The following is a 20,282-nucleotide window of genomic DNA, read 5'->3' on the forward strand; positions in this document are numbered from 1 at the left end:
CTTGTTGCCTCGCCCAGTAAACGTCAGTTTCATCTGTAAAGACAAGGGTGATGACCGAAAGCCCAAACCTTGAAATAGACCGCATTTCTGTAAGACCGGGAATACTCGCATTCACCTGTTCGATGGGAAAGGTGATCAATTGCTCCACTTCTGAGGCCGCAAGGGAAGGTGACACGGTAATGACCTGCACCTGGTTGCTCGTGATATCCGGTAAGGCATCGATCGGAAGACGTGTTACATGGTACGCTCCGGCAACAACCAGCGCCAGGGTTAATAGACCGATGATCAGTTTGTTCTTAACCGAAAACTGAATTATTTTTTGCAATAACATTGAACACAGTTATGAATGATAAGTGTTGAAAAGTGGCTGAAGCATGCTGTTATGCTACGACTTCATTATGAAATGCCTTTTGGCACAGTGATAGATTCAGCTCAATCTTCTTGTTTGCGGTCATGCATTTATACGTGATACATTTAACAACAAATATTGTTAGCGCCGGACGTCAACGCGGATCAGAAACACTATAGGCCATCTTAGATGTCTGCCGGCACAGATATGCCATTCCAGGACCATTAACCAGGAATAACATGCGGCGACACAATCCTAATGGGCGGGACCCTGCGATGAACAGGTAATCTACAGCATAGCCCGGCAATGGATGACCAATGCCTTATAATGCCTGCGTATACATCGGCTTTCCATCATAGGACCCCGCATGTGAATGGCCCCGAATTTGAAAGACCAAACATCGCATAGGTTATACCTCGAACACACCATTCATTGTACAGGAACAGTGTATCGCCTTTTGCGTTGTGACGGAACCGGGAATGATGATCAGGCCCTGGGAGGCTGAAAGATATCGTGAAGAGAAGTGATGGGATTATTACTATCGTCAAATATGGTGAACTCTTTTTTGTAGGTACCAAATGACTCAGGCAGTTCAAAACCAACAGGCGGAGCAAAGATCACTGTCGTGTTAAGTACAAAATTAGCCGTTCTGAAAGGCAGTTGATTATCCCGCTGGTAATCTTCATCCATTACAAACTTACCCTGGTAATGTTCTTTGATAAATCCCCAGATGGTAGTCCGATGGTCGATCTGTTTGTGTTCGTTAAAATGTGCAATAAATACCGGTATCTTCAAAAGCTGTGGAAGCTCAGAAAATGAGAGCATATAAAGTGACAAGAATATTGCAGCAACGGGCCTTTTCAAGCCGCAAAGATAGGCAACGCGGCTGACTAACCAAGTCAGAGTGCCAATTTAATGGGGTTTTAAACCGCAGCCTTGGAAGCCATCAACATTATAATGACCATCGCAGCCCGAGGAAACCCCTCATACCCTGGTTAGGTGCATAAACATAATTCGGATCGAAAGTGAGCGCATATGGATTTTCAGGGGTAACAAGCGGTTGCCCGTTGGTATCGAATTCAACCTTTTTGTCGAAAGGGTCATGTGAGCGGGCGATCAACATGGGATTTTTTTTGGCCGGGGTCCAGTTAAGGAGGTTTTTGATTCCGCCATAAACTTCAAAATTTCCAAACCTTTTACTAACCTGGATATTCTGTAAACTCCAGGTCGGGGAATAAGCAGGCCTGGGATCCAGGTCTGATAAAAGTGGCAACTTCATAGGTCCATAAATGTTCCCCGTATAATCAACTGAAAGCTTAGCTTTCCGGAAGGTGTAACTCAGCGCCCAGGTACCTGTGAATCGTTCAGTCAATAATTGCCTTTCAATGGTCTTCTTACCGTCGGGTAACTTGTTAATCGTAGATACATCCATGAAGGTAACCCCGATGTTCCCACGCAGCGAATTGGTAAATCCCATTTCCGTGTTTAAGCTGATGCCCTTTGAGACCGCATGACCACTGAGATTATCATAAATGATCTGGTTGCTGTTTGTGGTATAGTCGGGCAGGATCCTGTTCGTAAAATAGGTATACCAGGCTGAAAAGTCGACGTTCACCCACCAGGAACTTGTATAAAGTTTTTTGATATAGTTAATGTTAGCATTATAACTTCTTTCGGGTTTGAGTGAACTGGCAATAACCACTTCCCTTGCACCGGTAAGCGCTGCATGATCTTCGGTAAACAGGTTCACCACCCTGAAGCCAGTGCCGGCATTGATCCGGATAATATCGTTTGGTGTTACTGCCACCTTATATGCGGCACGCGGTGTAAACACGTTTCCATGCCTCTTATCGTAATCATAACGTAAGCCGAGTAACAATGACTGGTGCGTGTTCAGTTTTATTTCATCCTGTAAAAATATCCCGGGGAGAAATACTTTATCCGGCCTGTTTGTTGAGGTGCCAGTGTCGAGTGTTGCAGTTGTATTGTCATCATAGTAGGTATACCTGCCAACCAATCCAAGCAGCGCCTCATGGTTAGTACCAATTTGCCTGTTCCAGGTCAGCTGCCCGAAAGCTATGCGCTGATCGGCATCGAAAATGGTAGTTCCATAGGCGGACCGTTGCCGGTGATCGTTCAGTGAATAAGCAAATAATATCTTTTCCCGGACAGGTAGCTGATAGTTACCAATCAATTCCGCACGTGAGGTTCCTACATTTTCGCCATACACGCTGTCACCGCCACGGAATGATTTATTCCAGTTCATTTCCCCACCCCAGCGATCTTCGTTTATATAACGGAGAGCAAGATTTGCAAGCCTGTTATCTTTCCTGTCCCAGCTGAATTTATTAAAAAGGGAGATCCGGTGCTGAAGTGTGATATCAGTAAAGTTATCATTGTTCCTGTCGACCCGGTTATTGAAATTAAAATAATTCATTCCGAAAAGACCGGTTGATTTCTTTCCTGATTTGTACCTCATACCAAGATCAGCATTCAATTCACCCCAGGTAGTTCCTGAAACATCTGCTGAAACCCGGGCTGCTTTCGCAGGAATTTTTGTGATGACATTAATCAGTCCACCTATGGCCTCCGAACCGTAAAGGGAAGAAGCCGGTCCTTTCACAATTTCAATTCTTTCCACAAGAGAGTTTGGGATTCCGGACAAACCATAAACAGATGCAAGCGAACTCATGATGGGCATCCCGTCGATAAGCACCATGGTGTAAGGACCTTCAAGTCCGTTCATGTGTATATCACCGGTGTTACACACGTTGCAATTAAGTTGAGGCCGCACTCCGTTTACCATCTGGAGGGCATCAAAAATGGTAGGTGTTGGATTCTTAAGGAAAAACTTCGGCGTATACACTTCCACAGGAACGGGGCTTGCTGTTTTTTGAACGGTCCGCATTGTTCCCGTTACCACCACCTCACTCATTGATGCAAGTGCAGGCAACATAAAAATATCGTTCCTGCCCGACCTGTAAATATAGGTTGACAATTTTTCGTAACCTGCTGCAGTCACTATAACAGGCAATGAATCAAGTGAACTCTTAAAACGGAACCTTCCGGACTTGTCGGCCATGATCGTGTTACCGGGGTCACCGACTACGACGGTAGCTCCGGGGACGACTTCAAAGTTCCTTTTATCCATTATGGTGGCTGTCAATATCTGTTCCTGCGCCGATAATTTTGTGACGAGGAAAAGCGACAGGATAAATTTGTTGAAACCAGGCATATTTTAGCGTGTTTAAAATAAAGTTTAGACTCGTCTAAAATTATCTTTAGCCAAATATATACATTTTTTTCGCATGAGCAAAAAACCGCTTTCTGCCTGGCGTGTTAAACGCCGGGAAAAAGCAATGACCTTAACTTAAAGGAAAGGGGCTGCTACAACGTCAGAGGTCGGTATTTTTACCCGACTTTCGTTTTAAAACGTTGAGAAACACAGTCTCAAAAGCGATGTTGAAACTATTTGCAGACATCCTGTTCATGTTGGAGTTTAGCTGGAAACGATACCCAAGATTGAGTTTATAGGTACTTCTGAAGATAAGTTGGACTGCGGGAGCAAGATCAACAAAATATTTTTGCTGGTCAATACTTTGCTGTCCAAGCAGTTCGGCATAAATATTAAGGTTGGTCTGATTGTAATTGGTGTATTCCACCGGCAATACCAGTAACCCGGCAGACAAAGAGTAATTGAACGCCTGGTAGGGGTAGTCTCCCGGATGGTGCTCTGGTTTTTTAGTGGTAACCTGGGTGAAGCTGAGTGTGGAAGATACTGCGAGTTTGTTCCAGAGTTGGGTGGCAATCAATCCTGCCTGTAAGCCACTCTGATCGCCTTCAAGAGAAATCTCATCAAACATTATTTCATTGCGGCTGTGTGAAATTTCGCCAAAGGCTGCCATCCGGAAATGTTTATGTACCTCGTCGATAGAAAGGAAACGGTATTTGGCATAGACCCTACCCGATTCAAGCCTGAACTGATCAGTGTACATATCAGAAAAAGTGGTAGCGCCATGCACCATCCAGTTTTTGTTGATTCCAAACATTATCTCAGCAGTATGTCTTTGTTCGATTCCTGATTCATGCATAGTGGTGTTCAGAAACTTACCGGAATATTTAGCACTGACAGATTTCGCAGGCATATTTGATGCGGGCTCGGTGAAGACATACAACTCCTGTCCCGTCGTAAATATTGGAAGTGATCCCAGTGTGAGTGCGAAAACCCAATAACAGGCGAAACCGGCAGATCGCCGTTTATTTGAATTGACCGACCACCAACTCCGGAAATTTGCAGTCAGGCATGATATCAACCTATATAATATTGACTTCATTTCAGATGTTTTTTTAAATATGCTTTTAGCTGTTTGACATTGGGATCAATCGCTACGATTTTCCCCTGTCGGTCAATCAAAAACGATGTTGGGATATACATGATCTGCCAGTCTGTTGTACCGCCGTTAGTTCTGCCATCATCGTTCACCTGCAGCCAGCTAATGTTGTCTGCATTGATGGCATTTTTCCAGGCCGGTAATGACTTATCGAGGCTAACGCCAAATATTTCAAAATCCCTGCCCTGGTATTTTTGATAAATTTTCAAAAGTGCCGGGTTTGATTTCCTGCAGGGTCCACACCATGAGGCCCAGAAGTCGATCAGCACTACTTTTCCCACCTGGGCGGATAACCGCTGAATCGTCCCCGATGTATCGGGCAAGGCAATATCAGGCAGAAACTTTCCAACCCCTGAGTTCTTCGGCTGCGCCTTAACGTTACCAAAGAAGAAGCCGGTGATCATCAACATTACCGAAGCAATTTTTATGCAACGCCCCGGTAATTGTTGATGAACATGCTGATAACTGTTGACCATCTGGTAATTCAGTTTTGGGAACGTGCAACAGGAAATGCAAATACCACAAACCCTGCTGCCTCTTGCGGCTAATTGATCTTATCTTTTCGGACTCTGATTGATCTTATCTATTCCGATCAGATGGTTACATGATAAATGCGGGAGCCGGAAGCAATCCCTGAACTGGTACAGCAACTGGCGGCCTTCCCGGTATGAACGCAAGCCATGGTTGTAGCAGCGGCATACTTCTTATGTTCCTTTGCATTCAGAAAATCTTTGTCAACAATGACTATCGATTTTTCACCGTTTAACGTGGAAGCAGGAACCTTCAGAAAATGGAAGGTCTTATCCCCTATCTTAAGATGAGAGTCATTGTTAATCGCCACATTTTTAAAATCTGTCTTAACCGCAAGCCTGGAGACGGAAAACCCGGCGCCCTCGACGGCAGTTTTCATGGCGTCGAAGTTGACCGATGAACCCGCTTTGAAGCTTATGTCGAAAGAAGAGGTTTTGATATTTGGTTTTACTGACTCAACAAAGGGGAGTTTATCTAATGCAATATTAATTGCCCTTGTACACATTGCGCAGGTTAAGCCTGCCGCGGTGAGATTAGCTGATTTGAACTGGGCAGATGCAGTAAAAGAAACGAGCATTGCTGCAATGATGATAATATTTTTCATACAATGTTTTTAGAATTTGATTGAACATTTTAATCTTCCGTTTCCCTGTGGTTTTAAACACTAGCCATTACCCGGCTGTACTCCAGCAACTAATTTTTTGATGCAGCCACCAGGCTGCCAAAAATCAAGTTGAAAATAAAGAAGGCTAATGGGTTAAAATGATAAAAACGTAATGGATTGTTACAACGTGGGATGGATTGTCAAAGTATGCCATCAGGCATCAACAAACCGTTTAATGGAAGATCAGATTCTAAAAACACAATTTACGAGGTACACCGGTGGTTGCGACCCAGGCGGCGGACCGTTTGTTGGCTGGTCCAGGACCGCATTCTGGTGGAGAATGGAAGCGTCATCAAAAACAGGTGACAAAGGCAAGTTGGCAACAGGCAACTGGAAATGCCAGGCGGGTTGAGATGACTGGTGAGAATCCCCGATTTTCACAAACCTGGTCTCGTCCTCACAACAGCCTTTTTTAGATTCCATGCCACATTTACCGCAAGGACCCTGTTCAGCCTTCCCGTACTCCACGGACGCAACCTCGCCCATACAATAATGGATATTCATTTCTACCCCGCTGGCAACAGAGAGATATAGAAGGGCCAATATGGCGGTAAACGCTTTTTTCACTGGACTGTAAAAGTAATGCATTTAGACAGCTTGTGCAATCCACCAGACCTGATCGCCTGCGAATGACAAAACCTTAACATCTCAACATGCAGTGAAAGTCAGTTTATAAAACTCCATTGTATACCTAGCCGGATCTGCAACCCGGGACTTGGATAATCCGGGATAAGCACATTATTGTTCAGGAATCCCCCGGCGGAAAAACTCAATGTGTTAAGATTCTCCGCACGCAGATAGGCCATAAAGCTACGTATCCGGAAGTGGACATAGGCTGAGATTTCCGGAACCTTCATCGATATAGTCGTTGTATCCTGGTACACGAACTGACCCATCATAGGAGAATATGCGTTTGACTTATAAGGTGTGAAGTACCTGACCTCAAGGCCAAAACTGGTGTTAAGATTTTTGAAACCCAGGTTGCCGTCATATCCAATCTGGTTACGGGTAACGAGCAGTGGCAGGTTCACAGGAGCGGTGCCGGCCTTTTGCTGAACCACCACCCAGGTGCGCAGGTTCCACTTTCCTGCAATCCTGAATTGCTTCTGCGCGGTAATAGCTAACACGTTAAACAGCGCGGCTGCCTGACCGGGCTCGAAATAGCTTTTGTAATAAGTATAATTGCTGATGAGATAATAGTTACCGGTCAGCTTTAGCTTTGAGCTCGGCTCTTCGAGCGATGCAAAGATATTAGTTGTGTTTTCTTTATTTAATGATTGTGGTATTACATAAGGCAGATAAAAACTGCTGTTGGGGTCAAAATTAAATGACGGGGTTCTGTTAACGTTTTGAAAACCCACCTGCAGGTATCCGATTCTCCGGGAAATAAATCGCATCAGGCTGATATATGCGCTGTAATCTCCGGAATTGAGTCCACGCAAATAAAACTTACCATAACCCTGGATATCCCATTTCCGGTTCCGGGTTTTGTTCCGGTATTCGCCATGAAGAAAGATATTTGAATAGGATTCTTTCACAAACCCGGAATCAAAGTTTCCGCTCAGATTCTGGATGGTTGCACCAACCTTTATAAACTGCTGAGAGTTTTTTGCATCGGGGAAGGAATAGATCGAAAAATCATTTACCAGTTCCCGCCAAAAATCTCTGAGATAGATAAGCGTATCTCCGGGCATGCCTGGTACTTTATATATGTCGGTATAGTAAGCGCTATCTGGGATTTTATCCTCAAACCGGTATTTGTAGGTGTTGTAACTGATGCTGTGCTCAAGGCGCAGGCGGGGATAAAATAACCGAACAACCGAAGTGTCGGTGAGGATGGAGTCTTTCTGACCGAAATCATATTGCTGCCGCATCATGTAGGTTGCCGTCGTAAAGCGGGAGGCAACCTCCAGTTGTTGGTTGAAGGGATTTGATCCCCCGGGATTATCACCTCCTAGTTTTGTGGGTATGGTCAACCTTTGGCTGAAACCCGTACTGTCCAGGTAATTACCGTCATTTTTGATACCACCGTTCTCACCGGACTGAAGTTTATTACCCACGATCACAAAGAAGTTCTGATATCTTTTATTACGGGATTGATACCATGACCCGAGCCGGTAGTTATTATGATTGGTAGCCTGGTTCTGAAAGAAGCCCGGTGAATTCATAAGCCGGAATTGAAAACTGGCATTCCAGTTTGGCGTGAAGTTCCGCGTATGTAGCAGGTTGATCATCTGCTCCTGTTGGGATCCCAGCAGATACCCTAATTCTGAATAGGCACTGGTGGTGTTATAGAATTTGGTGTCCGCCGCTTTCAGATTATAGATATCGAACGAATGGAAACCATGATCCCAGCCGGATTGAAGATTGGGTGCAAAAATCAAAGATTCTGCGGCATTGCCAAGATTGCCAAGGGTTTTATACTGCCAGGGCACAGGAAAAAAACGGGTGAAATCTGTTATAACCGTGTCGAAACGTTGTGCACGGGTCGAATCAAGGTACCGGAAATTGATATTGATAGAATCGTCCACTCTCTTTAACAAGCTGTCCCCCGTTCCGCCGGAGCCGCCACCAAAGCGGCTGCCCATTCCCTGCAGGCGATTCATAGCACCACTCTGTGCACTTAGCTGCAGGCCTCCCGCCAATATCACAAAAGCCAAGAATAAAAATTTGAGATTCCGTTTCAACACTTACCTGTAAGATTTGTATCTGTGATTTCGTTTTTTTAAAACCCGGGGTTCATCCGCTTCTCAGATGTTTTGAATCAACCGCTGGAAGATCTGTGTCAATTTTGGCTCAGCTTCTTTAGCAGCAGCCAGTACCTCTTCGTGAGTAATCACATTTTCTTCCTCACGTATACCGATATCAGTGATCACACTCATCGCAAATACCTTCATTCCCATGTGAATAGCCGCTATCACCTCCTGTACGGTGCTCATGCCAACTGCGTCACCACCCAGTATCCGGATCATCTGGTATTCTGCGCGGGTTTCGAAGGTTGGTCCTGTAACACCGAAGTATACACCTGAGCGTAATGGAATATCAAGATCATCGCTGATCTTTTCCGCTTTTCTTATCAGTTGCTTGCTGTAAGGTTCGCTCATATCAGGAAATCTTGGTCCGAGTGCTTCGAAGTTTCTTCCAAGCAGGGGATTCGCTGTCGCAAGACTTATATGATCGGTAATAACCATCAGGTCACCGACGCGGAACGATGGATCCACCCCACCTGCAGCATTGGATATCAGCAGGGTTTCAACGCCAAGAGATTTCATCACTCTTATCGGGAATACTACATCCTGAACAGAATAACCCTCATAATAATGGAAACGTCCCGCCATAGCGACAATTGTTTTGCCACCGAGCTGTCCAAAAATCAGCTTACCCTGGTGGCCATCTACCGTAGAAACAGGAAAATTGGGTATGGCGCTGTAGTCAATTTCCTTTTCTATGTTGATCCCTGCCGCAAAATTGCCAAGGCCACTGCCCAAAACAACACCTATCACCGGTTTGCCACCGTAAACGGATTTTATATACGTGGTGGTTTCCTGGAGTTGCTCAATTACACCGGCCATAAATAAAGGTCTGAATTAGTTATGCGTTAAAAAGAAATGGCTGCAAAGTAATTGAATATTGAACATTTACCTTTGAATATTGGTCTTTTCGGTACTGAATCTTTCATATTTAACTGCAAAACAACAATTTGCCGGTAGCCGTTAGCAATTGAAAATCATCAATTGGTAATACTTTCCTATTTTCGTCAAAATTTTTTTCATGAACCTTCACGAATATCAATCCAAGGAGTTATTAAAAAAATATAACGTCCCGATCCAGGAAGGCATCCCGGTAGAAAGTGCCGGCGCCGCAGAGGAAGCATATAAAAACCTTAAAGTACAGTATGGTACCGCCTTCGCTGTAGTTAAGGCACAGATCCATGCAGGCGGCCGGGGAAAAGGTAAGATCGTAGGTACCGACCAGCGGGGTGTAGCCGTAGGTAAAAGCTCGGAGGATGTAAAGCAGATCGCATCAAGGATACTCGGAGGTACGCTCGTTACCATTCAGACAGGTGAAGCAGGAAAAGTGGTTAATAAAGTTTTGGTGGCTCAGGACGTTTATTATCCGGGAGCTAACCCTGTAAAAGAATTTTACCTGTCTATTCTGCTTGATCGTTCAACCGGGCAGAATGTGATCATGTACAGCACAGAGGGTGGAATGGACATTGAAGAGGTTGCTCACAACACCCCGGAAAAGATATTTAAAGAGTGGGTTCATGCCGGCGGTGGTTTGTTAGGTTTCCAGGCCAGAAAAATTGCATTTAATCTTGGTCTGAAAGGTGAAGCATTCAAAAACTGCGTAAGGTTTGTTACAAATCTTTACAACGCATATGTTGGTCTCGACTGCAGTATGCTTGAGATTAACCCTTTGTTTAAAACTGCTGATGAAAAAATAATTGCGGTTGATTGCAAAATGAACCTTGATGACAATGCGCTGATGCGTCATCCCGACCTGGAAGCGATGAGAGATATCAGTGAAGAGGATCCGACTGAAGTAGAAGCCGGCAAGTATAATCTGAACTTTGTAAAGCTTGATGGTAATGTGGGTTGTATGGTTAATGGCGCGGGACTGGCCATGGCCACCATGGATATGATCAAATTAAGCGGTGGCGAACCAGCTAACTTCCTTGACGTTGGTGGTACTGCAAACGCACAGACGGTAGAAGCAGGATTCAGGATCATCCTGAAGGACCCTAAAGTAAAAGCCATCCTGATCAATATATTCGGGGGAATCGTGCGTTGTGACCGTGTTGCACAGGGAGTAATCGATGCGTATAAATCAATAGGCAATATTGAAGTGCCCATCATTGTACGTTTGCAGGGAACCAATGCCGCCGAGGCCAAAAAACTTATTGAAGAAAGTGGATTGAAAGTACAGTCTGCGATTGAACTGAGTGAAGCTGCTTCACTGGTTGCAAAGGCGCTTACTAACGATTAAGTGGTTGAAGATGGGTTCGTTCCCGCAACAATCTTGTGTATCTATAGACAATCTTATTGCACGATATCTGACGAAAAAATCCCCTCCGGTATTACGGGGGGATTTTTTTGCCAGAAGCTAATGAGTTCAACACTTCATGCAACTCAGAGATATTGACACCAGCATCTATAGGGTATGAATTTTTTTCCAAAGCCAGGGAGGGGAGTCTGCACAGGGTGTAGTACTTAATTGGATAATGGATCAAAACGGGCCATTGTTATTCTCGGCTAACAACTAATTGCCTGCGATGCTTAAACCGGCGCAAAAATAAGGCTACAACACTATATATCCTCCATGTAATATTACTACGTAAAATTACCAATAAGCCCTTGCCGCCTGGAGCCCGTATAACGTATAATAACAAAAGTCTGCACAAGGAGTTCGGAAACCCTGCTTCGTGATGGCGGTTTACCACAAATCTGGCCCGTGGCAAAATATTTGTATGCTGTTTTCCGTTATTGATTCCCCAAACCCTTTAAAAATCTTAAGATCAATTTTATGAAACACGCTACAAAAATTTTCTATGGAATGGTAGTAGTCTCTTACGTCATTCTCTATACCATCATGGCACTCCTTAGCTAAAGAGAGTCCACCGTGTTTTGAGGCAGAGAAATTATCTTTGCTCAAAACACGTCTTGCACAACATTACAGTCAGGCCAATCACTCCCTCAGATAACCAGCCGCTGGCGCGGGTTATACGTGATACATTAACGGAATTTAAAGCCAACCATCCGGGTACAGTTTATTTCGATCCAAGTACTGATCATTTGTATGAATTGTTCAGGGAACCCCGCAGCGTTTATTACGTTGCTGAAATGAACGGTGTTCTGGCAGGGGGTGTTGGCATCTTCCCCACTAAAGGATTGCCACCAGATACCTGTGAGCTCGTCAAGATGTACCTGGTTCCGCAAGCCAGGGGAATAGGTCTGGGGAAGTCCCTGATTGAAAAAGCACTTGCGCATGCCCGTGAAACGGGATTTAAGCATGTATATATCGAGACAATGCCTGAGTTGAGCCAGGCGATGAAGGTGTATGAAAGATTCGGCTTTGAATACCTTGACAGACAATTAGGTGAAAGCGGTCATTTCGGATGTGCTATCTGGATGCTCAAAACACTTTAGTCGTTCAGTTCAGTATTCTTTGATGGTACGCACTTCCCTGCCCAACAGATGAACCTGGAAGCCGAAACGGAATACAAAGCCACCTTCTGCATCTTTGTTTTCGTACTTACTGCGGTTATACCCGGCCAGCGCCTCCAGTGCAACATGTTCATTGATAAAATAAGCTGCACCACCAAGAATATATATACTGGTAACCGTGTTTGTACTTTCGCTTCCATTTTCGTTGGTGTTAACCGATTCGAATGTCAACGTTGAGTGCACCAATGGTTTTAATGAAGAATTTTTAAGATTGAAATAATACCTGGCAAAAGGCCCTATCCCGATTGACCTGCTTTTTTCCGCACCAAACTTTGAATAGCTTATTTTGAACTCCGTGCCGGCCGCAAAACTTTTTGCAAAAAAATACCCGGCCATTGGTTGAAAGGTAACTTCGTTGTTTGACTCGGCTGTGTTCACCCGGATGTTCCCTCCAACGATCCAGTCTCCCTTATTAGTTTGAGCGGAGACAGTGAAAATGTTCATCGACAAAATGAGGATAAGCAGTGGTGTTTTCATTCAATCTGGTTTAAGGTGAATTATGATGCTATCTCCGTTACTTCATAAACGGGGCTAAACAAATACAATTTACCTGTTTTGACCTCAATACACTGATATCTTTTTCTCAGCTTTTTTCCCTTTCTGAAAATCCTTCCCTGACCGGTATCAAAAAGTTTTCCTTCTGCAACCTGCTCCACAAACAACTGGCCGTCCTTCCTTTCATCATAGTTGCGCAATACCCGCATCAAAGGTTCGTCGGCACAGCTACTCGCCGGCAGGTCGTGCATCGAACTAACAAGTGCTTTATTGATGTCCGGGGGAAAGACAGGTAACTGCATAAAATCAGATAACATCTCACCATAAATTCTTTTCCATTCTTTGCCATGGGCAGGGATGCTGTTTCCAAAACGCAGGAAGGTTACCAGGTGAGCCAGTTCGTGAATAAGCGTGATCAGGAAAGCATATTTGTTCATGTTGCCATTAACACTTATCCGGTGTGTTTTTGTCATGGTAGCATGCCGATAATCCCCCAGCACCGTTTTTCGCTCACGGGTGATAGTGAGATGCACCTTATAGTGGACCAGGTAGTCCATGGATTTCTGTGCAGCCTCTTCTGGTATAAAACGGCGCAGATAATCTAACGGGGCTTCTTTCTTAGGCATTCTTTTTTTCCTTGCTGAGTTTCAGAACCACAGACAGTTCAACGAACGTATATACAAAATACAAAAACATGCAGGCGAAAATCGCCCCTTTACTTACATTCTTTTTGTAGGTCACAATATATATGAACGCACCGACCATGCATATGATCATCTTCGCAAACATTGCTGAATAGATCATACGCATAAAAAATGGCGCATGATCATTGCTCAGCGATCTCCGGTAAAACATAAATGAGATAAGGGTGGCAATGAAGAGAATGATGTTACCGGCAAGAAGCACGAGGGGGTCTATGCTCCATCCTGATAACAGCTGTGGCAGTGCGAGGCAGATCAGGGTGACCGCGATGAAGATCAAAATGACCGGCATAAGGTTCCTGATCATGGAATTGGTATTCATGGATGCAAAGATATTGCAAGCAGGAACTAAAAACGGCGATAAAAAGAAAAAGAGGTGGCTTGCAAAAAGCCATACCCCTGCTGATACACCCCGTAACGGCATGCATCAGCAAGGGCTATTCCCGGAATGTCCTTATCTGGTTCTATGTATGCGCTTGTTTTGGTATCCAATGCGCTTATTTTCCCGGATGTTTGTGCTTACTTCGCAGGTTCGCTTTCGGGAACAGCCAGTTTCTTGTCTGCCCTGCCGTTGCTTAACGGGTTAGGTTCAACGGTTGCATTCATATGACACTGACCATTGAAGTTTGCAGTCGGCTCAATCTGTAATTTGGAAGAGTGAATGTTCCCGGTAACAAGTGACCCACCTTTCAACTGCAGCAGTTCCTTTACTTTTATGGTGCCGCTCACCTTGCCCATAATGTCAGCTTGCTGACCACTGATATCACCTTCGATAACACCGTTGGCACCAATCACAACCTTTGCGGTGCAATGGATATTGCCGTGAAGAGTGCCATCAATGCGGATGTCGCCGTTGCTGGATATATCTCCTTTTAATGTAGTACCTGCTGCAATAATGCTGGCTCCGCCCGTAGCTGCCGGAGATTCGCCAGAGCCGTCAGATTTGGATTTTTGGTTAAACATGTGGATTGGTTTTTTAGTGGATTGGTTATATAAATCAGGTTTCAGTTGGATTCATGGATCATTCTGTTATGTTTTCCGCTTTTGGTATGTCTAGAGCCGTGGTATCCAGTTTCAAAGTACTACCGCCCATCAATACGCCCCGCACGCTTTCCAGGTACTGGTCCTTATATCTCATGGCCTGGTCAAGTGAATCTGTTTTTATTTTCAGATCCCTCAGCTCCTTGGTCGCGTTCACATCACCATATCCCGGAATATACAATCTTAACGGCGTAAATACAATCAAAGCCACCGTTAAGCCTGTCAGGAGAACAAAAATGGTACTGAGAGCAACATAAACACTGAGCCTTGATAACTTAAACGTAACAACCTCTTCATAAGTATCATCGTTCATCACCACGAGGCGGTAACGGTTCTGTAAACGCTGAAAAGTGGAATTGGCATCGAATTTGGCCATACATTAGAATTCAATTGATTAAAGATACTGTTTGCCCGCCTGAAATCGGTTTTAAGCGGTTGTATTTTAGCCAAAAATTAGTTTTGCTAAAGGGTTTCCATTAAACCGGCAGCCGATTTGTTAATAGTTCAATTAAATTGGATTACGGATAATAATTTTGCTCCAAATCAGTTAATAAGCGTTTAGTTTGTTCCGGATGCGTAAGGTTTTCAATCAGATATTTGTTTGCAGTCTAGTGATTTGTGCTCTCTTCCAGGATGTCAAAGCCCAGGGAGGGTTAAGTTTTGATCTGGTGAAACCCAAAAAATATGAGGAGAAGAAATTAGGATCAGAAAAATCTGCGGACAAAAAGTTCGGTGCCGTCCGCAAATTTACCCAGAATACCGTCACTAAATTCAACTGGAACTTCAACGCGAAAAACAAACTGGACCTGGTCATTTCCCGCGCCAAGGCTGCATATAAAGACGATTACACCCGTTTGCTTTCCTTTTATAACTACGATCTTTCGCAGACACAACAGTTCAAAAGCGATCTTGATTCAGTCATCTACAAGGCCAATGCCGGCATCCTGATCCACGACCTCAGGAATTCCTGGATAGACAACCTGTACCTCTTAATGGGCCAGGCCTATTACTACAAGAACGAACTGGATACCGCCTATCTTACTTTTCAATATATCAATTACGCGTTTTCTCCCAGGGAAAAGGACGGGTACGATATTCCCATCGGCAGCAATGCCACGGAAGGTGGTAACGCTTTTTCTGTTTCAACCAAAGAAAAGAAAGGACTTCCCAATAAAGTCTGGGCGAGGCCACCAAGCAGGAACGAATCATTTATCTGGCAGATAAGAACTTATCTCGCAAAAAATGAAACTGCAGAAGCTGCCGGTCTCATAGAAACACTCAAAGGCGATCCGTTTTTCCCGGCCCGCCTGTCCCCTGAGCTTTACGAAATGCAGGCTTATTATTTCTACAAGCAGGAGATCTATGACAGTGCTGCGGTTTACCTTGAAAAAGCCCTGTCGAATGCGGAAAATGGTGAGGAAAAAGCACGTTGGGAATACCTGATCGGGCAACTCTACGAACGAGCCGGCGAACCTATGCTCGCCAGGGACTACTTTGAAAGAACCACCAAACATACTTTTAACCCGGTACTGGAACTGTATGCCAGGCTTAACGCTACCCGGCAAGACAAGTCGAATGACAAGGTCGTTGCCGATAACATTGAGGCAGTGGTGCGAATGGCACGGAAAGACCGTTACCGGACCTACCAGGATATCATTTATTTCACGGCTGCCACAATGGAGCTTGAGCGTAAAAACGTAGAGGGCGCCCGGCAACTGTTATTGAGAGCCATCTCTGTGCTACAGATTGAAAAAGGGAGCAGCCAACGGACCAAAGCTTTTACCTTGCTGGGTGATCTGTCATTTGAGCTGCATCAGTACAGGGACGCGAAACGTTTTTACGACAGCGTGGATATCACGGACCCGACCATCGGGGATGTTGCGCTTTTACAACAAAGAAAAGTCATTCTCCTTCCTATCGTGGAACATCTCGGGGTGATCGAAAGACAGGATAGTTTGCAGCGGATTGCCATGCTGCCTGAGACCGAACGGGACGTGCTCATCAAAAAGATGGTGAAACAGATGAGGAAAACCCAGGGCATTAAAGAAGAATCCACCGAAGGTGCAGGCGCTAACAGCATCAATAAAACAGCCGCCCCACCTGATCTTTTCAATAATTCGAAGGGTGAATGGTACTTTGACAATGCCTCCCTGAAATCAAAAGGTTTTACCGAATTCAGGGGAAAATGGGGAAACCGGCCTAATGTGGATAACTGGCGGCGATCAGGGGCAATCAGCCGTGTGAACGGGCCAAAGGAAGAAAATGAGGCCGCCATGGGAAAAGACGCGCCCGGCGCGGGTACAACAACCTCCGATGTGAGTTATGAAGGTTTGATGAAGTCTCTTCCTCTGACACCGGACCTTATGAAGATAAGCAATGACTCCATTGAGAAAGCAACCTTCCAACTGGGAAAAATTTACTTTGAGTCACTGGAAGATTACCCGGGAGCGATCACCACTCTCGAAGGGCTGCTAACCAGGTATCCCGCGACAATACATAAGCCCGAAGCACTGTTTATCCTCAATTATTGCTATAACAAAACCGGCAATGCCGCAAAAGCGAATGAGATGAGACTCGCGCTGGAACAGCAATACGCCGGTTCTGAATACCAGAAGATGGTCACAAATCCTGCCGGCGGTACGCAGAAAAGTAAAGCCGAGGCCGACATGAACCGCCGTTATGAAAGTATTTATATAAGCTTCATTGAAGGACGTTTTGACCAGGCGCTGTCCGATAAAAAGATCGCCGACAGTCTTTACGGAACACATTACTGGACGCCACAACTGCTGTATATTCAGTCTGTTTATCATATCAAGCAAAAACAGGATGACCAGGCGAAGGTGGTGCTGCAGCAAATCATCCAGCTTTACCCGACTTCGCCGTTGTCGCCAAGAGCCAGGACCATGCTCGATGTACTTGGGCGAAGAAGAGAAATTGAGGATTATCTGACCAATCTTAAAATAGAAAGACCAGGAGAAGACTCAGCTCTGGTCATTACCAACGATCCGGTAATCAAAAAAGTGATTGTCGAGGCGCCGCCAGTGGTACCTGTTGACAGTGCCGCCACCAGGCAGGCAGACAGCCTGCTTGCCATACAGAAACTTGAAGATGGGCTGAAGGCCAGGGTCGGCGGCGTTGTTCCGGTGCCTGCCGGGCCGAAAGACAGTATCAACCCATCGTTTAAGGTGGGAGCAATAACAATGGTGGATACATTCAGCAGGAAGATACCAGGGTTCAAGCCTGACACAGCAGCGACATCCGTTGATTCTAATCTTGTCAAAAATGATCCTGATCCGGTCAAAATAGCACCAACTCTTCCGCCGACAGTCAACAGGCCGGCTGACAGCCTGGCAACCAATAAGCCGAAATTCCCGGGTGACAGCATGATTGCCATTCAACCGAAGTTGCGTGCAGATTCCGCGGTAGCTATCAAGCCAAATTTACCAGCTATCAATTCTGTTTATTCGGTTGATGCTGAAGGCCAACACATGGTGATCATGATTCTTGATAAAGTCGATCCAGTCTATGTGGGTGAAGCAAAAAATGCATTTAACCGGTATAATAAACAGAACTATTTCAATTTGCCAATAGAAACGACCAATCAGCCCTTGACTGATTCTCTCAACCTGGTGGTCATCACGCCTTTCCCCAATGCGGCGTCAGCGTTGGATTACACCCGGAAAACGGCTGAAATCGCTGAAACCAGGATCATTCCCTGGATGCCAAAGGGTAAATTCAGCTTCCTGGTAATTACCCCGGCAAACCTGCAGCTACTGCAGAACCGGAAGGACCTCTCAGAATACCTGAGATTCCACGGACAGGCATATTCAGGGAAATAATCAGCGGCAAAAGGCGCATCTTCATTCCATTCCGGTCCGCTTGCCGTTGAGTTGATAATGAATTTATTAGCAGAGTCAGAAACATTAAGAATACTTTTGACATGCGCCGCACTATTTGTAGTTTTCGAGTACGATTTTTGCCGCTTACTTTGTTAGCATCCCTGACTCAAATTATAATTTATTAATATGTCCCGACCGGTCCGGATTTTTTGGAAGATCTTTTTAATTGGCTTTGGCTCTTTCGTCCTTTTTCTTGCCTTACTTAACTGGGGGGTATTTGGGGAAATGCCTTCCCTTGCTGAGCTGGAAAATCCAAACATCATCCAGGCTTCGGAGGTATATGGTGACGATGGCACCCTCATGGGCAAGTATGTGAAAGAAAAGGGTAACAGGAGGAACGTCGATTACAATGATATTTCCAAAAATGTTATCCAGGCACTGATAGCCACAGAGGACAAGCGGTTTTATGATCACTCCGGGATCGATGGACGGGGTGTAATGAGAGCGGTGTTGTTACTTGGCAGCAAGGGTGGTGGTTCCACCATAACCCAGCAACTGGCGCTGAATATGTTTGCTGAACGGGCTTCCAATCCTGTAAAACGGGTTTTGCAGAAACTTAAGGAGTGGATCATCGCGGTTAAGCTTGAACGGAATTTCACAAAACAGGAGATTATCGCTCTTTATCTGAATACAGTACCTTTCAGCGATAACGTTTATGGCATCCGGAACGCTGCCAGAACTTTTTTTTCGAAGGAACCAGACCGCCTGAACGTTGAGGAAGCTGCAGTATTGGTGGGTATGCTTAAAGCTACTTACACGTACAATCCGCGCACCAACTATAAATCATCGTTTAACATCCGGAACAGCATCATCGACCAGATGGCTGACATGAACTACCTGACTCCGGCGGTAGCTGCAGATATCAAAAAAAATCCGATCAAACTCAATTACAATAAGCTCGATGAAAATAATGGTATAGCGCCCTATTTCCTCGATGTGATCCGCGACGAGTTAAGAAAGTGGGCCCGCGAGCACAAAAATTCGGACGGCAAACCCTATGATATTTATGAAGATGGTCTGAGGATCTACACCACCATCAACCCAAGGATGCAGTTGTACGCAGAAGAAGCGGTAGCTGCTCATATGCCCGTTTTACAAAGAGTGCTTAGTAACCAGAAAAGCCTGAAAACTGATGCGATCTGGAAAGGACACCAGAATGTGCTGGACAATGCCATGAAAAACAGTGAACGCTGGAAAAATGGCAAGGCAGAAGGTCTAAGTGAAGCAGAGCTTAAAAAAAGCTTCACGCAGAAAGTGCCGATGAAGGTGTTCGCCTGGAACAGTAAGCGGGAAAAGGATACAATCATGACACCTGCTGACTCGATCAAATACTGTCGGGAAATGATGCAGACGGCTTTCATGGTCATGGATCCATTAAGCGGTGCAGTGAAAGCCTGGGTGGGCGGCATCGATTTTAAGAATTACAAATACGATCACGTAAACATCCGGACCAAGCGGCAGGTAGGATCCTCGATTAAACCATTTCTTTATGCTTTAGCCATCGAAGAATATGGATTTACCCCCGAGACACAGTGTGAAACATCCCAGCAATATTTTCCGGGTTCAGGTTATGTACCCGCCAAAGACAGGGGCTTAACCGGCACACGTACAATGGCCAGCGGTTTGACCTGGTCAGTAAATGAAGTGGCTGCGTACCTGATCAAACAAACGACTCCCCAGCGTTTCGCGAATTTTATCAGCGAAATGAATATACCAACTAAAGTACCTCCCTACCCTTCCATCAGCCTTGGATCATGCGAACTCTCGTTGTTTGAAATGATGTGGGGATACACGATGTTCCCATCGAGGGGTTTCAGTACCAAACCGGTTTACTTCAGCCGTATAGAAGATAAAAACGGTAATGTGCTGGCCACCTTCACTACCCAGCGCAAGGAAGTTTTGAGTCAGTCAACAGCGTATATTATGTCCCGCATGATGCAGGGACCGGTTGATATCGGTACCGCTGCAGGCCTGAGATCAAGAC

At 45.1% G+C, this 20,282-nt stretch carries 18 protein-coding genes; 4 read left to right on the forward strand and 14 right to left on the reverse strand.

What is annotated here, in order from left to right; all coding sequences use genetic code 11:
* The 9 genes from ACX0G7_RS26260 to ACX0G7_RS26300 all read right to left on the reverse strand — a co-directional run.
* Nucleotides 1–331 (reverse strand): efflux RND transporter permease subunit (locus ACX0G7_RS26260; protein WP_458926520.1); only part of this gene is annotated, 331 nt, incomplete at its 3' end.
* Nucleotides 332–835: 504 nt separating this feature from the next.
* Nucleotides 836–1,174 (reverse strand): hypothetical protein, encoded by a 339-nt coding sequence (locus ACX0G7_RS26265; RefSeq protein ID WP_458926521.1) that lies wholly within the window; start codon nucleotides 1,172–1,174, stop codon nucleotides 836–838.
* 127 nt (nucleotides 1,175–1,301) lie between these two features.
* Complete coding sequence (locus tag ACX0G7_RS26270) at nucleotides 1,302–3,584, reverse strand: TonB-dependent receptor (RefSeq protein WP_458926522.1); 2,283 nt, start codon at nucleotides 3,582–3,584, stop codon at nucleotides 1,302–1,304.
* 160 nt (nucleotides 3,585–3,744) lie between these two features.
* Complete coding sequence (locus ACX0G7_RS26275) at nucleotides 3,745–4,683, reverse strand: hypothetical protein (RefSeq protein WP_458926523.1); 939 nt, start codon at nucleotides 4,681–4,683, stop codon at nucleotides 3,745–3,747.
* Nucleotides 4,680–5,216 (reverse strand): TlpA family protein disulfide reductase, encoded by a 537-nt coding sequence (locus ACX0G7_RS26280; protein WP_458926524.1) that lies wholly within the window; start codon nucleotides 5,214–5,216, stop codon nucleotides 4,680–4,682. Before ACX0G7_RS26280 ends, ACX0G7_RS26275 begins: the two co-directional genes overlap by 4 nt.
* 116 nt (nucleotides 5,217–5,332) lie before the next feature.
* Entirely contained in the window at nucleotides 5,333–5,875 is a 543-nt protein-coding gene (locus tag ACX0G7_RS26285; RefSeq protein WP_458926525.1) for a heavy-metal-associated domain-containing protein, read from the reverse strand.
* 243 nt (nucleotides 5,876–6,118) lie between these two features.
* Nucleotides 6,119–6,523 (reverse strand): HYC_CC_PP family protein, encoded by a 405-nt coding sequence (locus ACX0G7_RS26290; protein ID WP_458926526.1) that lies wholly within the window; start codon nucleotides 6,521–6,523, stop codon nucleotides 6,119–6,121.
* Nucleotides 6,524–6,600: 77 nt separating this feature from the next.
* The gene (locus ACX0G7_RS26295) at nucleotides 6,601–8,586 is read right to left on the reverse strand and encodes a putative porin (protein WP_458926537.1); all 1,986 of its coding nucleotides are present in this window, start codon (nucleotides 8,584–8,586) and stop codon (nucleotides 6,601–6,603) included.
* 99 nt (nucleotides 8,587–8,685) lie between these two features.
* On the reverse strand, nucleotides 8,686–9,507 hold the full coding sequence (locus ACX0G7_RS26300; RefSeq protein ID WP_458926527.1) for a purine-nucleoside phosphorylase: 822 nt from the start codon (nucleotides 9,505–9,507) through the stop codon (nucleotides 8,686–8,688).
* Nucleotides 9,508–9,706: 199 nt separating this feature from the next.
* Here ACX0G7_RS26300 and sucC point away from each other — a divergent pair, with 199 nt between their 5' ends.
* Both sucC and ACX0G7_RS26310 read left to right on the forward strand, forming a co-directional pair.
* Nucleotides 9,707–10,924: an ADP-forming succinate--CoA ligase subunit beta gene (gene sucC, locus ACX0G7_RS26305; RefSeq protein ID WP_458926528.1), complete on the forward strand. Its 1,218-nt coding sequence runs from the start codon at nucleotides 9,707–9,709 to the stop codon at nucleotides 10,922–10,924.
* A 674-nt stretch (nucleotides 10,925–11,598) separates the two neighbouring features.
* Complete coding sequence (locus tag ACX0G7_RS26310; RefSeq protein WP_458926529.1) at nucleotides 11,599–12,084, forward strand: GNAT family N-acetyltransferase; 486 nt, start codon at nucleotides 11,599–11,601, stop codon at nucleotides 12,082–12,084.
* A 9-nt stretch (nucleotides 12,085–12,093) separates the two neighbouring features.
* Here the strand turns inward: ACX0G7_RS26310 and ACX0G7_RS26315 are convergent, their stop codons facing one another.
* The 5 genes from ACX0G7_RS26315 to ACX0G7_RS26335 form a co-directional block, all read right to left on the reverse strand.
* Nucleotides 12,094–12,639: an outer membrane beta-barrel protein gene (locus ACX0G7_RS26315; protein WP_458926530.1), complete on the reverse strand. Its 546-nt coding sequence runs from the start codon at nucleotides 12,637–12,639 to the stop codon at nucleotides 12,094–12,096.
* Between the two features lie 20 nt (nucleotides 12,640–12,659).
* Nucleotides 12,660–13,283: a SprT-like domain-containing protein gene (locus tag ACX0G7_RS26320; protein ID WP_458926531.1), complete on the reverse strand. Its 624-nt coding sequence runs from the start codon at nucleotides 13,281–13,283 to the stop codon at nucleotides 12,660–12,662.
* Nucleotides 13,276–13,680 carry a hypothetical protein gene (locus tag ACX0G7_RS26325; RefSeq protein WP_458926532.1) on the reverse strand — a complete coding sequence of 135 codons (405 nt, stop codon included), beginning with the start codon at nucleotides 13,678–13,680 and terminating at the stop codon, nucleotides 13,276–13,278. The genes ACX0G7_RS26320 and ACX0G7_RS26325 overlap by 8 nt, the downstream gene beginning before the upstream one ends.
* Before the next feature lie 197 nt (nucleotides 13,681–13,877).
* Entirely contained in the window at nucleotides 13,878–14,321 is a 444-nt protein-coding gene (locus ACX0G7_RS26330) for a bactofilin family protein (protein ID WP_458926533.1), read from the reverse strand.
* A gap of 58 nt (nucleotides 14,322–14,379) precedes the next feature.
* On the reverse strand, nucleotides 14,380–14,775 hold the full coding sequence (locus ACX0G7_RS26335; protein WP_458926534.1) for a hypothetical protein: 396 nt from the start codon (nucleotides 14,773–14,775) through the stop codon (nucleotides 14,380–14,382).
* A 292-nt stretch (nucleotides 14,776–15,067) separates the two neighbouring features.
* On the opposite strand from ACX0G7_RS26335, the gene porW reads away from it, so the two are divergent.
* Nucleotides 15,068–18,238 carry a type IX secretion system periplasmic lipoprotein PorW/SprE gene (gene porW, locus ACX0G7_RS26340; RefSeq protein ID WP_458926535.1) on the forward strand — a complete coding sequence of 1,057 codons (3,171 nt, stop codon included), beginning with the start codon at nucleotides 15,068–15,070 and terminating at the stop codon, nucleotides 18,236–18,238.
* Nucleotides 18,239–18,424: 186 nt separating this feature from the next.
* Nucleotides 18,425–20,282: transglycosylase domain-containing protein (locus ACX0G7_RS26345; protein WP_458926536.1), on the forward strand; the 1,858-nt coding region annotated here is incomplete at its 3' end.

Source organism: Flavitalea antarctica (genome assembly GCF_054461535.1).